We start from the raw sequence: 13,216 nt of genomic DNA, 5'->3' as shown, positions 1-13,216 counted from the left end.
ATATCTATTCATCAAAAAAAATTGATATACAAACGTTGCGTTTTCTTGGAAACCACGCATATAATAAATACATCAAAAAAAATTGATGAATGAGGGTATTATCCATGAACGATATGAAGCAAAAGTTGGAGCAATATGAGAAGAAATTCAAAGCTCTTGCCGATCAGAAACGATTAGAAATTATGTATGAGCTTTGTCAGAGAGGCAAGACGTGCGTATGTGACCTCACTGAGGTTTTTGACATGCCACAATCCAAGTTGTCCTATCATCTCAAGATCTTATTGGACGCAAACCTGATTGTGAAAGAAACAAAAGGTACTTGGAGTTATTACGACTTGAACGACAGCGAAGTCAATCAACTGTTATCGGAAGAGCTTTGTTGTATTTTCAGGAAAACAGGTAAAGGCAGCTGCTGCTAATTTTTTTTAAACCTTAAATCAATTTTTTTTGATGAATCTATGTAATCATAGGAGGAACATGAGAATGAAGTATGTTCACGTTGGGATTAACGTTACGAGCCTGGAGAAATCGATTGAATTTTATCAAAAGGTATTTGGAGTAGAGCCTGTGAAGGTAAAGACCGATTATGCAAAGTTTTTGCTGGAAAGCCCGGGGTTGAACTTTACGTTAAATGTCCGAGACGCCGTTAGTGGGAATCAAGTCAATCATTTTGGATTCCAGGTTGAAAGTACGGAGGAAATTGTTGCTCATAAGGAAAGGCTAGTAAAAGAAGGCTTTTTCGCACGAGATGAGATGGATACGACATGCTGCTATGCTGTGCAGGACAAATTTTGGGTAACAGATCCGGACGGGAATGAATGGGAATTTTTTTACACCAAGGCTGACAGTGGCGTTCATAAAATCGAATCCTCTTCCTGCTGTGCAGATTCAAATACAGTCGTAAGCAAAGCTTGCTGTTAAACGAAGGAGTGCTTCATGAAACAACTATCTTTTTTAGATCGCTACTTAACCCTGTGGATTTTCCTAGCTATGGTTATTGGGATTACGGTAGGAACGTTCTTTCCGGCCTTCACAAGTGGATTGAACAGCTTGCAAATTGGCACAACATCCATCCCTCTTGCCATTGGTTTAATTCTGATGATGTACCCCCCTTTAGCAAAAGTTCGTTACGAAGAGATGGGACGTGTCTTTCAAGATCGCAAGGTTCTTTTGCTGTCCCTCATTCAGAACTGGGTGATTGGTCCGGTTTTGATGTTTGTATTGGCTATCGTTTTCCTGCCAGATAAGCCAGAATATATGGTAGGGCTGATAATGATTGGCCTGGCACGTTGTATTGCGATGGTGATTGTATGGAATGACCTGGCAAAAGGCGATACCGAGTATGCAGCCGGGCTTGTGGCCTTCAATTCAGTATTTCAGATGCTTTTCTTTTCGGTCTATGCCTATGTGTTTGTTACGATTATTCCAGAATGGCTAGGCATCCAGGGAGCAGTCGTTGACATTACGATGGCGGAAGTAGCCAAATCAGTGTTCATCTACTTGGGTATCCCATTTCTTGCAGGGATGCTGACGCGCTTTACTTTGGTGAAAGCAAAAGGCAGACAGTGGTACGAGAAAGTGTTTATCCCCAAAATAAGCCCTATGACATTGATAGCGTTGCTTTTTACGATCGTCGTCATGTTCTCGATACAAGGAGAAAATATCGTGAGTGTACCAGTCGATGTCGTTCGAATCGCGATTCCTCTTCTTATCTATTTCATCTTGATGTTCTTTATTTCGTTCTTTATGGGGAAGAAGATAGGCGCAAACTATCCGGTGACAACGACTCTTGCGTTTACGGCAGGCAGTAATAACTTTGAGTTGGCAATTGCTGTGGCAGTCGGTGTTTTTGGGATTCACTCAGGTGCCGCCTTTGCAGCTGTCATCGGTCCTCTTGTTGAAGTCCCGGTGATGATTGCCTTAGTTAACGTAGCATTATGGTTCAAGCGAAAGTATTTTGCCAATTCAATATCGTAATGGAAAAGGTGAGTATATCATGGAAAACAAAAAGACCATTTACTTCTTATGCACAGGGAATTCTTGCCGAAGCCAAATGGCAGAAGCGTGGGGAAAGAAATACTTGGGTGACTCGTGGAATGTGTTTTCTGCGGGGATTGAAGCGCATGGTGTCAATCCAAATGCCGTTCGAGCGATGCAAGAAGTAGGAATAGACATTTCTACGCAAACTTCTGACGTCATTGACCCGAATATCCTAAACAAAGCGGATCTGATCGTGACACTATGCAGTCATGCAGACTCCGTTTGCCCAACCACACCTCCTCATGTGAAACGCGTTCATTGGGGATTTGACGATCCCGCAGGAAAAGAATGGTCTGAGTTTCAAAGGGTTCGAGATGAAATTGGGACACGTATTAAAGCGTATAAGGAAACGGGAAAGTAGTTTTTGGGTGAGGGGGAAAAGGAGTGTCGCTGTACAGCGAATGGAGGCTGTCAGAAGACACTCCTTTTCTTATTTCTCCAACGAATAAAAACAGTCATTCACCATCTTACCCGCAATTTCAGTGCTTTCGGGCACGATTTTATCCAGCTTCATTCCTGCCTTCTCCAAAACACGGCGTGAAGCCACATGCTCTTCGGAACAAACTGCCGTAAATTTTTTGAATCCAAAAGTATCCACAGCGAAATCAAATACGCGTCCGATTGCTTCCGTAGCATAGCCCTTGCCTTTGTATCCTTCCAGTATGATGAAGCCTACTTCCGCAGTGAGATTTTCTCGTTCTTGGTTACGGGTGCAGATGCTAATCAAGCCAACGTTGTTACCAGAGTCGGTTTCACGTACGATCCAGGTTAGCCAGTGTGTCGATTCAAGGCTCCACGGAGCGAGTTCTTTCTCAAAGTTACGGCGGATATCTTCATCGCTCATGGTCGCTCCGATATGCTCCATCAGTGTCGGGTTGGAATAGATGGAGCGGATCAGCTCCCAATCGGGTAATGCTACTTTTGTGAGAGTCAGGCGCGTACTGAGGATTTGATTATTCATGGGGATTCTCCTTTGGGAATTGTAAGGAATATTTCTAATAGTATACGCTGTTGAATGAGAAGGAAAGGAGTCTATCACCAAGAATTGCGCTGTTAATTGTTAATCAAAAAAAGGCCGTCGATTTTCTCGACAGCCAAAAGAGTGCCTTTGCATTGTCTTTTTTTGTGGGCAATGGAGTTATCGACTAAAGATGTTTCTAAGCTCATTGATGTCGTTTTGGGTCGGAGCAGTGATTCTCGTTAACCAAGAGTTATTCATGATCGAGTAATCCGATCTGTGATTTAGTCGTAATACATGCCCAATCTCATGAGTAGCCAAGGCTTCTAAATAAGCGGCGTTTCTGTTGCTCACTCTGTTCCATTGGATAACTGTGCCACCGGTTACTCTGGAACCGTTCGATTGCCACCAGCCAAATCCATCATAGCCCCTCGCATAGCCTTCACCTAAGGTAATGGGGGCATTTTGTGTTGGTGTTAATGAAACAATGCCTGTGTTGTTCCAATTTCGAATGGCATTTTCATAGGCCTGTTTAAGAGCAGGGATATTCGTCGTAATGGTTACCTGATACGAAACTAAGACATTGTTCTGATCAGTTGCAGGTGGGTTTCCATTAATAAAAGCAGACGCAACATAGTATTTCACGCCGTTATTCTCGTAGAAGAACCATCTATTATCAGGGGAGCTTGTCCAATAGTCATTGAGCGAGGTACCTCGGGTCCAACCAGAAAATTGTACACGGGTATTTGGTTGAAGCCTGTCGATGATAGCGGCAGAAGTTGTCGGTCCGGTACGGATATTGACAGGGATCGGAGCGGATACACCGCTAAAATCCACGCGATATTCGGATTGATCCTGTGCGTTTGTCGGCGTAACAAAATATCCATTTACAAGAGTGACAAGAGTAATGGTGAGCAATAAAAGTTTACCCAAAATTCTTTCTAACATCATGAGGCTCCTTTCCAAACAAGAGTTTTCGTTTTTTCCAGTACAGTTCTCTGTAGACCTCCTTCTCATTTTTTTGATGACAAAAACAATTCCATTCCTACTAGTTCATCTCTTTTAAGTAGTTTGAAATTGTTTTTCTAATGGTAAAATACACATCCAGTATTTTCAAGTTAAATACAAAAAATTCACAATATGGAACACTTTTTGCATTTTTTTATGGCCAAAAAGAAAAGGAAACAAGCTGATGTCGATTGAGTTTCGACGTCAGCTTGTGGAGGATGCATGCCATGTGCTTAACTATTTGGGATGCGGTTATCCAATTGTTCTGATTAGCCTATACGTTTGATCAGGTTCATTGTTCCCGATGATCTGACTATGACCCATCCGTCAGGAATAGGCGAGCCTAGCATCACCCATACCTCCTGACCAGAGGGAGCGTTGTTCAGATTTTTAATCTGGTTCATGGTTCCGGAACTTCTGATCACAACCCATCCGTCAGGAATAGGTGAGCCGAGCATTACCCACACTTCGTAACCAGCAGGAGCATTGTTCATATCCTTAATCAGGTTCATATTGCCAGAAGATCTGATCACGACCCATCCGGTTGGAATAGGGGAGCCGAGCATGACCCATACTTCCTGACCAAATGCGGCATTTTTGATGATTGTTTTTGCGGAGGCTGGCGCCTTCTCCTGTAAAGGTAGAGCGGCCCCTTGGGCTTGAGCGGCTACACTTGGTACAGCGACAACTGAGCTTAATGTCAGGATGATCAAGGCTTTTTTAAACATGAACATCAACCTTTCATGAGAGGGGTATATGTAGCTCTGAAACGATCATCGAGTGGATGCCAGATGTTGCGGTACTCCATCAAAAATATGAGATGTTGCACTTCCTTAAAATATCTATATATACCATTTTATAGGATGTTTGTTCCGGTTACTTTAGGAGATATTGTCGAATGGTAGACAAAGTAGTAAGGATAAAAGAAAAGCACCCAAAAAGGGTGCTTTCACTTCACGGAAGATTTAATGCGGTCTGGATATTTTGCTGATCCAACTGAATCTGCTCGGTAACATTCCATGGATGGTACCAACCTCGCTCAATCATGTACAGGCTGATCTTTTCGTGCAAATCGATTGCTTCTTCCAATTGCTTGGTTAGTGTTGCCTTAATTTCTGGGGTGCCCGTTTCCGTCAGTGTCATCGCATAGTTCCGCACACCGCTCTTGGCTGAGATGAGAAAGTCCATGGCGATTACTTGATCCGTCAGCCCACCCATACCGGCTAAGCTTTGAAGAATGCCACTCATTCGTTTGTTTCCCCCTATGAATTTGCTTTTGTCAGTAGAGAGCTCAGCTCTTGAAGCTGTCTGGTGGATATGAGAACATCGTCCGCCAAAAGCTGTCTCAACGTCTCATCGGAAACCAGGCCTTGCATCGTCTTGGACTTGGTCATGCAAATGGTTTTAAAAGAAGCAATTTCATGCAGTTCAAGCTGTTCGTGCAATCCGTAACTCATCGCAGCAGCACCCTCCTTCCCGTCATTTCATCAAGGCTTTAGAACGACTTTGATGCAATTGTCTGTTTTCGTATCAAACACTTCGTATCCACGCTTTGCTTCACTCAAGGGAATGACGTGCGTAATGATGTCGCCTGGATCGACTTTTCCGGTGGTAATGAGCTCATACATATATGGCATGTAGTGGATCACTGGAGCTTGTCCGGAGCGTATGTTGACATTGCGTTGCATGATGTCTCCAAGAGGGAAGGCATTATAGCGCCCGCCATAGACACCGGTAATTTGGATCGTGCCGCCTTTGCGGACTGCTTGGGAAGCGATGACGATTGCCCCCATGGCGCCTCCTTGCAGCTTCAAGCCACTCGCAAGAAACTCCAGAGCGGACATTTTTCCATCCATGCCAACAGCATCGATGACAACGTCAGCCCCACCTTTCGTGATTTCTTTCAGGTAGTTGCCGATATTCTCCTTTTGCTCAAAGTTTACGATTTCTACGTTGTTCGTACGCTTTGCATGTTGCAGGCGGTAATCGATATAATCAACCGCAATCACACGTTTTGCACCCTTTAGCCAACAAAACTTTTGGACAAGAAGACCTATGGGTCCACAGCCGAGGACAATCACGGTATCTCCGTTCTTGACACCTGCGTTATCTACGCTCCAATAGGCAGTTGGCATAACATCGGCAATCAAGCACAGCTTTTCATCTTCTACCTCGCAGTTTTCGGGTAGCTTGAAATGGGTAAAGTTCGCAAAGGGCACCCGCAAATACTCCGCCTGTCCCCCAGGATAACCGCCAGTTGTAGCGGAATATCCGAAAAAACCACCCATATCGCCATTCTCGTTTGAATTGTCACATTGGCTTTCTAAATGGTTTTTGCAATAAAAGCATTCGCCGCAAGCAATCGTAAATGGAATGATGACGCGGTCACCCTTTTTCAGCTTGGTTACACTGGGGCCTACCTCTTCAACAATGCCCATTGGCTCGTGACCGATAATATAATCCTCTTGCAAATTGGGGATCATGCCATGAATTAAATGGAGATCGGATCCGCATATGGCGGTGCTTGTCAATTTCACGATCATATCATCGGGCTTTTCCATCTTCGGATCGGGCACATCTTTTACCACTACGTTTTTAATGCCTTGGTATGTAACAGCTTTCATCAATAAGTTCCTCCATCACTGGTGTTCATCTGGTGTCCGATCGAACATGCCTTTTCGCGAGGTATCCTCAGGAAAGAGGTTCATTTGCCCGATTTGGATCGTTTCCAAGGCGGAGAGGTGGTCTAGTTGGTACTGTTCATGGAGTTCGTAGGGATGGAACCACTTTTTACTGAGCATCAGTTCCGCGATTTCTTGATGGAGAGCAATTCCTTGATGAAGTTGTTTTCGCAATACGGCCCTTGCTTCCGGAGTAACGGTTTCAGTCAGAGCGATTGCCGTGTTTCGGACACCTTCTTTGGCACGCATGAGGAAGTCCATAGCAAAAGTCATATCTGCCTTCTCCGGCATGTTTAACGAATGAATGGGATCTTGATAATCGTTGTTCATCGGATTTTCACCTTCAGTTTATGATGGGGGTCGGACGAGTTTGCGGGATCGGTGCCTGGAAGGGTGCTTTCTTGTAAATAGCCTGAAGCTCCGCGATTGCTTGCAAGGATTGCTCTACATCTTTTTGCATCAACGCTCGTAAATCCTGATCGAATACAATGCCTTGCATCAGCTTGGATTTGGCGAGGCAGAGTGTTTTGAAGTTAAGTACTTCATGAATATCCAGTGATTCATGGGCAGCCAGCGTCTGTTTATTCATCGTACAATCCTCCTTTTGGGCTTTTAACAGTTCTATTCTGTCCTATGTACTTCTTGGTATTCGAAAGATGGCTGTCAACGAAGTTAATTTTTTGAATAATCTGGACGGAATCAAAGGGGTGTGCTACAAATAAAGCAAAGTTGAATTTATAAAGCCATTGGAGAAATTAATATCGGGCGGTTACGGTGAACAAAGGAGAGACGAGCATGGCAAAAGAGGAGTATGCGATTGGACTAGATTTAGGCGGGACCAAAATCTTGGCTGGTTTGGTTGATCAAGACGGCAGGATCATCGCACAAAAGCAGCTGCCGACCTACGCGGAAGAGGGAGAGAGGGCAGTGATTGAACGGGTGCTGTCCGCCACGCACGATGTCCTGTCAGCAAGCGGCATCCATCCCGAAAAAGTACGCGGTGTTGGAATTGCTTCGGCTGGTGTAATTAACAGCGATAGCGGCGAAGTCATTTTTGCGAGTAATTTGGGTTGGCGAAATGTACCGATTGGCTTGTTGATTGAGCAAAGGTTCGGATTGCCTGTTCGACTGTTCAATGACGCGAATGCGGCGGCAATTGCAGAGTGGCTATGGGGCGCAGGTGTCGGTACACGAAATATGATTTACGTCACGGTCAGCACAGGGGTAGGGGCTGGAATCGTCAGCGACGGACGATTGATATCAGGTAGAGATGGGAGTGCAGGTGAGTTCGGCCATATCTCGATCGATTGGAACGGACCGCCATGCCGTTGTGGGAATCGCGGATGCCTGGAAAATTACGCTTCTGGTACTGCCATTGAAAGCGCCGCTAGTCACAAACTGGTATCCACGAAGGAGCCCGTTACCGATGGAATCCTTGTTCAAAATGGAGAACTGACGGCAAAAGATATCTGCGAAGCTGCGCTTGCAGGAGATGCATTTTTCGCGCAAATCGTAAAGCAAGCTGGGTTTTACTTAGGCATAGGAGCAGCCAATCTGATCTATTTGTTTAATCCGGAGGTCATCGTGTTCGGAGGCGGGGTAATGAACGCATCCGCACTATTGCTTCCAGAAATCGAAAAGAGCATGAGAGATAGATGCATCCCTGGATTGGTGCAGGGGGTACGCGTTGCCCTTAGCCAGATCGGGGCGGAAGCTGGAGTGATGGGAGCGGCAGGGGGAGTTTTTGCGTTAAATCAACCAGGAGAGAAACCGCAAAATTTTTAATTGAAATCCGTATTGCAAAAATTAAAACAATTTTGTATCATCTTATTAATTACTCCACTGAAAAAATTAATTAACAGATGAGAAGCAAGGAGGAAGACAACATCATGGCAAAAGTGAGAGTTGCGGTAATTGGTGCAGGATCCATTTCAGACATGCACTTGCAATCGTACCAGCAAAACGAACGTACAGAAATTCGTGCCGTCGTCGACTTCAACGAGGAGCGTGCTCGGGAAAAAGCACAGAAGTACGGGGCCGAAACCTACTACAGCAAGCTTGAAGATGTTTTCGCAGATGAGCAGGTAGACGCAGTAAGTATTTGTACGTGGAACAACACGCACGCAGACATTGCCATTGCTGCCCTCGGAGCGGGTAAGCACGTGCTTTTAGAAAAGCCTTTAAGTACGACAGTTGAAAGCGCTCTCCTGATAGAAGAGGCTGTAAAAGAGAGTGGCAAGCTGCTCCAAGTAGGCTTTGTGAGAAGATACGATACGAATGCGCAATTGCTCAAGCAGTTCATCGATGCGGGCGAGCTGGGCGAGATATATTACGCGAAGGCATCCTGTCTGCGCCGTTTGGGCAATCCAGGGGGCTGGTTCGCTGACAAGGACAGATCTGGGGGAGGTCCACTCATTGATCTCGGCGTGCATGTCATTGATTTGTGCTGGTACTTGATGGGCTGTCCAAAAGTAACGACCGTCAGCGGCAATACATACAACAAGCTGGGCAATCGCGCCAATGTCAAAAATCTCTCCTTTTACAAAGCAGCTGACTACGATCCTTCCCAAAACACCGTCGAGGATATGGCCAATGCACTCATTCGCTTTGAAAACGGAGCGTCCCTTTTCGTGGATGTGAGCTATACCCTGCATGCGAAAAAAGACGAGCTGGCCGTCAAGCTGTACGGAGACAAGGGAGGCGCAGAGGTGGAGCCAGAGCTGTCCATCATTGCAGAAAAGCATGACACCATCCTGAATGTCAGCCCGCAGATGGATAAATTATCGTTTGATTTCAAGCGAGGCTTCCAAAATGAAATCGATCACTTCATCGCATGCATATTGGATGAAAAAGAAACGCTCAGCCCTGTGCAGGACGGAGTGGAGATGATGAAGATATTGTGCGGCATTTATGAATCGGCTGCGACCGGAAGAGAAATCGTATTTACCCGATAATCGGCAGGCAAGACCTATCCATGGACATCCAGATATCACCCATAGAGCAGATGAAGACAAGGGGGAAAAGAAATGAAAAAAGCATCGTTTTTGCGAACAGCATCCGTCTTACTTTTTTCAGTGGCTTTACTTTTCGGATGTTCCAGTGGCGGTGGAAGTGGTAGTGGAACTCCGGCAGCTTCCAATGGCGGGACAACGACGGGAGCGCCGCAAAAGGATCAGATGGTGATCGCTGTAAACGAAAACTTTATCACGATGGACCCGCAAAATACAGGAGATGCCCTGTCATCAGGTGTCCAAAGCGCGATGTTTGAAGGGCTTCTGATTTACGACAAGGATTTGAAGCTCATGCCAGGTTTGTCGACTGAATATTCGGTGAATGAAGATGCAACAGAGTACACCTTCAAGCTCCGGCAAAACGTGAAGTTCCATGACGGCACACCATTCAATGCCGAAGCGGTCAAAATCAACTTCGACCGGATGAGCAACAAAGACAACAACCTGAGAGCTTATCGGAACTACAAATACATCAAGTCCACAGAGGTTGTCGACGAGCACACAGTGAAAGTGACGCTGAACCAGCCGTTTTCCGCGATGATCAACAAGTTCACGACAGGAATCATCAGCCCGGCGGCTCTGGAAAAGTACGGTAAAGACATTACCAAAAATCCAGTCGGTACAGGTCCATATAAATTCGTGGAATGGGTACAGGGTGACCATCTGACGGTAGAGCTGAATCCAGATCACTGGAACAAGGGCGCTGCCAAGGTCGGTAAAATCGTCTACAAGCCTGTTCCTGAAAATGGCTCCCGCGTAGCCATGCTGAAGACGGGGGAGGCCGATGTCATCTATCCGTTGCCGGAACAGCAGGTAGAGACACTGAACGGTGAAGAGGGAGTAAAGGTAGAGCGCACACCTTCCACTATCACCCGCTATGTCTCGATCAATATGCTGAAAAAGCCGTTTGATGATCCGCGCGTTCGCCAAGCCATCAACCATGCAGTGGACAAGGAGGCATTCATTAAAGTCGTGAAAGCCGGATACGGCGCACAGCTGGAATCCGTGATGTCGCCGACGATTGCCCACTACGCGAAGCAAGGCGCCTATGAATACAACATAGAAAAGGCGAAGCAGCTTTTGAAAGAAGCAGGCTACGAGAACGGCTTCACAACGGACATCTGGGGGAATACGAACTCGGATACGATGAAGGGCATGCAATTCATTCAGCAGCAATTGCAAAAGGTCGGCATCACCGTTGAAGTGAAATCGATGGAAGAAGCGACGCTGTCCGATGAAATCTACGGCATCAAGTCGCCAGAAGAAGCAAAAATGAACATGTGGTATGTAAGCTGGTCCTCTGCTGATCCAGACAACGCGATGCGTTCGTTGTTTAGCAGCGAGAACTTCCCGCCTGCGGGAGCGAATACGGCTTTTTACAAAAATGACCTTGTCGACCAAAGCATTAAGGAAGCGACACAATCATCAGATCAAGACAAGCAAAAGCAGCTGTATGGCGTCGTGCAAGAAAATGTGTTTAAAGATGCACCATGGATTTTCCTCGCAGTCGATGAAATCTTGTACGGAAAACGCGCGAACGTGAACGGTGTTTATATCACACCGAGTGGCGGCATCTATGTAAGAGAAGCGGCGTTCCAATAATACTTGAAGCAGCGTTCGGGCATTGTCTGCCGCTGGGCGCTGCTTTTCTTTTAGGAGGAACCGTACCATGTTCCGTTATATCGTGAAGAGACTCATCGAGATCATCCCGATCATTTTTGTCGTGTCGTTGCTTATTTTCTTTTTTATCCATCTGGTTCCGGGTGATCCTGTCCGCTTGGCAGCGGGAAAAGAAGCGACCTTGGAAGAGATCGAGCGGGTGCGTCAGGAGCTGGGCTTGGATAAGCCATTGCTTACCCAGTACGTCACCTACATGCAAAACCTGCTGACAGGAAATTTGGGACACTCCTTGAAGACGGGGCTTCCCATTAGCGATATGTTTGAAAACCGTTTTTCCGTAACGATGACGTTGACATTTATGAGCCTGGGCTGGGCCTTGGTGCTCGGGTTGCTGATTGGGACAATCTCTGCTGTTTTCCGCAATAAATGGCCGGATTACGTAGGGATGCTGACGGCGATTTCCGGTATTTCCTTGCCTGGATTTTGGCTGGGGCTCATTCTCATACAAGTTTTTTCGGTCACACTAGGCTGGTTTCCCACAGGTGGGGTCGAGAGCTGGAAAAGCTACGTGCTTCCTTCGTTAACCTTGGGAGCAGGCATCATGTCGATGCTGGCCCGTTTTACACGCTCCTCCCTGCTCGAAACATTAAAGGAAGATTTTATCCGAACAGGTCGGGCAAAAGGGTTGAAGGAATCGGTAGTCGTTCGCAAGCACGCTTTGAAAAATTCGATGATTCCGGTCGTGACTATCGCCGGTTTGCAATTCGGCTTTCTGTTGGGCGGATCGGTTGTCGTGGAGACGGTGTTTAGCATTCCGGGTATGGGGCGTCTGTTGATCGATTCCATTGCGTTTCGCGATTATCCGGTCGTACAGGCAGTCATCCTGTTGTTTTCACTGGAGTTCATTCTCGTGAATCTGCTGGTAGACATCCTGTACAAGGCACTGAATCCGAAAATCCGTTATGACAGCTAATGGCAAGGAGGTGACGTAAATGGAGGTAGTAAAAGAAATCGGGCATAACGTCGTGGTTCCCACTGAAAAGAAATCCCGAGCCCGCGAGTTTTGGATGAAGTGGAAAAAGCAAAAGACAGCTTTCTGGGCTGGGTTTTTTATCTTGTTTTTGTTTGTGATAGCACTGTTTGGCCCATGGATCGCGCCGTATGATCCGTACGAGCCGAACTATGACGTGACGTTGCAGACTCCATCCATGGAGCACTGGGCAGGGACAGATGAATACGGACGGGATATTATGAGCCGCATCATCGTAGGGACGGGAATTTCTCTTGGCGTCAGCTTTTCTTCTGTGCTGGTCGGCGCAGTGGTTGGAACGGTATTAGGTTTGATCAGTGGATATTACGGGGGCTGGATGGATCGTCTCATCATGCGGTGGAGTGACGTCATGTTCGCTTTTCCCGATTTGCTGCTCGCAATCGCCATCGTTGCGATCCTCGGCCCGGGATTAACGAATGTCGTCGTGGCGGTAGCGGTGTTCAGTATTCCATCGTTTGCTCGTTTGATCCGCGGCAATACATTGGCTGCCAAGGAAGCGGTGTTTGTAGAAGCGGCGCGGTCCATGGGGGCAAAAAGCAGCCGGATTATTTTTCGTCACATCTTTCCAGAGACCGTCTCCAGTATGATCGTCTTTTTTTCCATGCGGATCGGTACCTCGATCTTGGCTGCATCCAGTCTCAGCTTTCTCGGTCTGGGGGCAAAGCCTGAGAGTCCCGACTGGGGGGCGATGCTCAGTATGGGTCGTGATTATCTCGCTACTTCTCCTCATGTGGTCATCATTCCCGGGATTGCGATCTTTTTGACCGTGCTGGCGTTCAACCTGGTTGGGGATGGCTTGCGCGATATTTTGGACCCGAAAACGAAGAACTAAACGAGGGAGATGGGG

17 protein-coding genes are annotated in these 13,216 nt (G+C 46.6%); 9 read left to right on the top strand and 8 right to left on the bottom strand.

Annotated features, from left to right (window positions below):
* Positions 1–113: 113 nt before the first annotated feature.
* The 4 genes from arsR to arsC all read left to right on the top strand — a co-directional run bounded on the left by arsR (position 114) and on the right by arsC (position 2,401).
* A complete protein-coding gene (gene arsR / locus EL268_RS26250; protein WP_106652407.1) occupies positions 114–419 on the top strand; it encodes an arsenical resistance operon transcriptional regulator ArsR in 306 nt (101 codons plus the stop codon).
* 64 nt (positions 420–483) lie between these two features.
* Positions 484–921 (top strand): ArsI/CadI family heavy metal resistance metalloenzyme, encoded by a 438-nt coding sequence (locus EL268_RS26245; protein WP_106652369.1) that lies wholly within the window; start codon positions 484–486, stop codon positions 919–921.
* 15 nt (positions 922–936) lie between these two features.
* Complete coding sequence (gene arsB, locus EL268_RS26240; RefSeq protein ID WP_106652370.1) at positions 937–1,977, top strand: ACR3 family arsenite efflux transporter; 1,041 nt, start codon at positions 937–939, stop codon at positions 1,975–1,977.
* Between the two features lie 19 nt (positions 1,978–1,996).
* Complete coding sequence (arsC, locus tag EL268_RS26235) at positions 1,997–2,401, top strand: arsenate reductase (thioredoxin) (RefSeq protein ID WP_106652371.1); 405 nt, start codon at positions 1,997–1,999, stop codon at positions 2,399–2,401.
* Between the two features lie 69 nt (positions 2,402–2,470).
* On the opposite strand, the gene EL268_RS26230 is transcribed toward arsC, so the two are convergent.
* From EL268_RS26230 to EL268_RS26195, 8 genes are all read right to left on the bottom strand, one after another.
* Positions 2,471–3,001 carry a GNAT family N-acetyltransferase gene (locus tag EL268_RS26230; RefSeq protein ID WP_106652372.1) on the bottom strand — a complete coding sequence of 177 codons (531 nt, stop codon included), beginning with the start codon at positions 2,999–3,001 and terminating at the stop codon, positions 2,471–2,473.
* Positions 3,002–3,178: 177 nt separating this feature from the next.
* Entirely contained in the window at positions 3,179–3,949 is a 771-nt protein-coding gene (locus tag EL268_RS26225) for a matrixin family metalloprotease (protein ID WP_232030079.1), read from the bottom strand.
* Positions 3,950–4,275: 326 nt separating this feature from the next.
* Positions 4,276–4,734, bottom strand: a complete 459-nt coding sequence (locus EL268_RS26220) for a hypothetical protein (protein WP_106652374.1) — start codon at positions 4,732–4,734, stop codon at positions 4,276–4,278.
* Positions 4,735–4,960: 226 nt separating this feature from the next.
* Entirely contained in the window at positions 4,961–5,254 is a 294-nt protein-coding gene (locus tag EL268_RS26215; RefSeq protein WP_106652375.1) for a spore coat protein, read from the bottom strand.
* A gap of 14 nt (positions 5,255–5,268) precedes the next feature.
* Positions 5,269–5,463, bottom strand: coding sequence for a hypothetical protein (locus EL268_RS26210; RefSeq protein ID WP_106652376.1), 195 nt, complete (start codon positions 5,461–5,463; stop codon positions 5,269–5,271).
* Between the two features lie 30 nt (positions 5,464–5,493).
* Positions 5,494–6,630 (bottom strand): zinc-dependent alcohol dehydrogenase, encoded by a 1,137-nt coding sequence (locus EL268_RS26205; RefSeq protein WP_106652377.1) that lies wholly within the window; start codon positions 6,628–6,630, stop codon positions 5,494–5,496.
* A 15-nt stretch (positions 6,631–6,645) separates the two neighbouring features.
* Complete coding sequence (locus EL268_RS26200; RefSeq protein ID WP_106652378.1) at positions 6,646–7,017, bottom strand: spore coat protein; 372 nt, start codon at positions 7,015–7,017, stop codon at positions 6,646–6,648.
* Between the two features lie 13 nt (positions 7,018–7,030).
* Positions 7,031–7,276 carry a spore gernimation protein GerQ gene (locus tag EL268_RS26195; RefSeq protein WP_106652379.1) on the bottom strand — a complete coding sequence of 82 codons (246 nt, stop codon included), beginning with the start codon at positions 7,274–7,276 and terminating at the stop codon, positions 7,031–7,033.
* 206 nt (positions 7,277–7,482) lie between these two features.
* Here EL268_RS26195 and EL268_RS26190 point away from each other — a divergent pair, with 206 nt between their 5' ends.
* The 5 genes from EL268_RS26190 (at position 7,483) to EL268_RS26170 (ending at position 13,201) form a co-directional block, all read left to right on the top strand.
* Complete coding sequence (locus EL268_RS26190) at positions 7,483–8,472, top strand: ROK family protein (RefSeq protein ID WP_106652380.1); 990 nt, start codon at positions 7,483–7,485, stop codon at positions 8,470–8,472.
* 104 nt (positions 8,473–8,576) lie between these two features.
* Positions 8,577–9,641 (top strand): Gfo/Idh/MocA family protein, encoded by a 1,065-nt coding sequence (locus tag EL268_RS26185; protein WP_106652381.1) that lies wholly within the window; start codon positions 8,577–8,579, stop codon positions 9,639–9,641.
* Between the two features lie 72 nt (positions 9,642–9,713).
* Positions 9,714–11,300 (top strand): glutathione ABC transporter substrate-binding protein, encoded by a 1,587-nt coding sequence (locus EL268_RS26180; protein ID WP_106652382.1) that lies wholly within the window; start codon positions 9,714–9,716, stop codon positions 11,298–11,300.
* Positions 11,301–11,367: 67 nt separating this feature from the next.
* Positions 11,368–12,291 (top strand): nickel ABC transporter permease, encoded by a 924-nt coding sequence (nikB, locus tag EL268_RS26175; RefSeq protein ID WP_106652383.1) that lies wholly within the window; start codon positions 11,368–11,370, stop codon positions 12,289–12,291.
* Positions 12,292–12,310: 19 nt separating this feature from the next.
* Positions 12,311–13,201: an ABC transporter permease subunit gene (locus EL268_RS26170; RefSeq protein ID WP_106652384.1), complete on the top strand. Its 891-nt coding sequence runs from the start codon at positions 12,311–12,313 to the stop codon at positions 13,199–13,201.
* Positions 13,202–13,216 lie beyond the last annotated feature (15 nt).

Origin of the sequence: Brevibacillus brevis, from assembly GCF_900637055.1 — a bacterium.
GTDB classification, from domain to species: domain Bacteria; phylum Bacillota; class Bacilli; order Brevibacillales; family Brevibacillaceae; genus Brevibacillus; species Brevibacillus brevis.
The sequence above is the reverse complement of the archived record's forward strand: the minus strand, read 5'-3'. Positions and strand labels throughout refer to the sequence as shown.

Excerpts from the sequence above, each read along its gene's own strand:
- EL268_RS26205 (WP_106652377.1), bottom strand. The coding sequence starts at position 6,630 with ATGAAAGCTGTTACATACCAAGGCATTAAAAACGTAGTGGTAAAAGAT.
- EL268_RS26230 (WP_106652372.1), bottom strand. The coding sequence starts at position 3,001 with ATGAATAATCAAATCCTCAGTACGCGCCTGACTCTCACAAAAGTAGCA.
- EL268_RS26170 (WP_106652384.1), top strand. The coding sequence starts at position 12,311 with ATGGAGGTAGTAAAAGAAATCGGGCATAACGTCGTGGTTCCCACTGAA.
- arsR (WP_106652407.1), top strand. The coding sequence starts at position 114 with ATGAAGCAAAAGTTGGAGCAATATGAGAAGAAATTCAAAGCTCTTGCC.
- EL268_RS26225 (WP_232030079.1), bottom strand. The coding sequence starts at position 3,949 with ATGATGTTAGAAAGAATTTTGGGTAAACTTTTATTGCTCACCATTACT.
- EL268_RS26215 (WP_106652375.1), bottom strand. The coding sequence starts at position 5,254 with ATGAGTGGCATTCTTCAAAGCTTAGCCGGTATGGGTGGGCTGACGGAT.
- EL268_RS26245 (WP_106652369.1), top strand. The coding sequence starts at position 484 with ATGAAGTATGTTCACGTTGGGATTAACGTTACGAGCCTGGAGAAATCG.
- EL268_RS26185 (WP_106652381.1), top strand. The coding sequence starts at position 8,577 with ATGGCAAAAGTGAGAGTTGCGGTAATTGGTGCAGGATCCATTTCAGAC.
- arsC (WP_106652371.1), top strand. The coding sequence starts at position 1,997 with ATGGAAAACAAAAAGACCATTTACTTCTTATGCACAGGGAATTCTTGC.
- nikB (WP_106652383.1), top strand. The coding sequence starts at position 11,368 with ATGTTCCGTTATATCGTGAAGAGACTCATCGAGATCATCCCGATCATT.
- EL268_RS26220 (WP_106652374.1), bottom strand. The coding sequence starts at position 4,734 with ATGTTTAAAAAAGCCTTGATCATCCTGACATTAAGCTCAGTTGTCGCT.
- EL268_RS26200 (WP_106652378.1), bottom strand. The coding sequence starts at position 7,017 with ATGAACAACGATTATCAAGATCCCATTCATTCGTTAAACATGCCGGAG.
- EL268_RS26190 (WP_106652380.1), top strand. The coding sequence starts at position 7,483 with ATGGCAAAAGAGGAGTATGCGATTGGACTAGATTTAGGCGGGACCAAA.
- EL268_RS26180 (WP_106652382.1), top strand. The coding sequence starts at position 9,714 with ATGAAAAAAGCATCGTTTTTGCGAACAGCATCCGTCTTACTTTTTTCA.
- arsB (WP_106652370.1), top strand. The coding sequence starts at position 937 with ATGAAACAACTATCTTTTTTAGATCGCTACTTAACCCTGTGGATTTTC.
- EL268_RS26210 (WP_106652376.1), bottom strand. The coding sequence starts at position 5,463 with ATGAGTTACGGATTGCACGAACAGCTTGAACTGCATGAAATTGCTTCT.
- EL268_RS26195 (WP_106652379.1), bottom strand. The coding sequence starts at position 7,276 with ATGAATAAACAGACGCTGGCTGCCCATGAATCACTGGATATTCATGAA.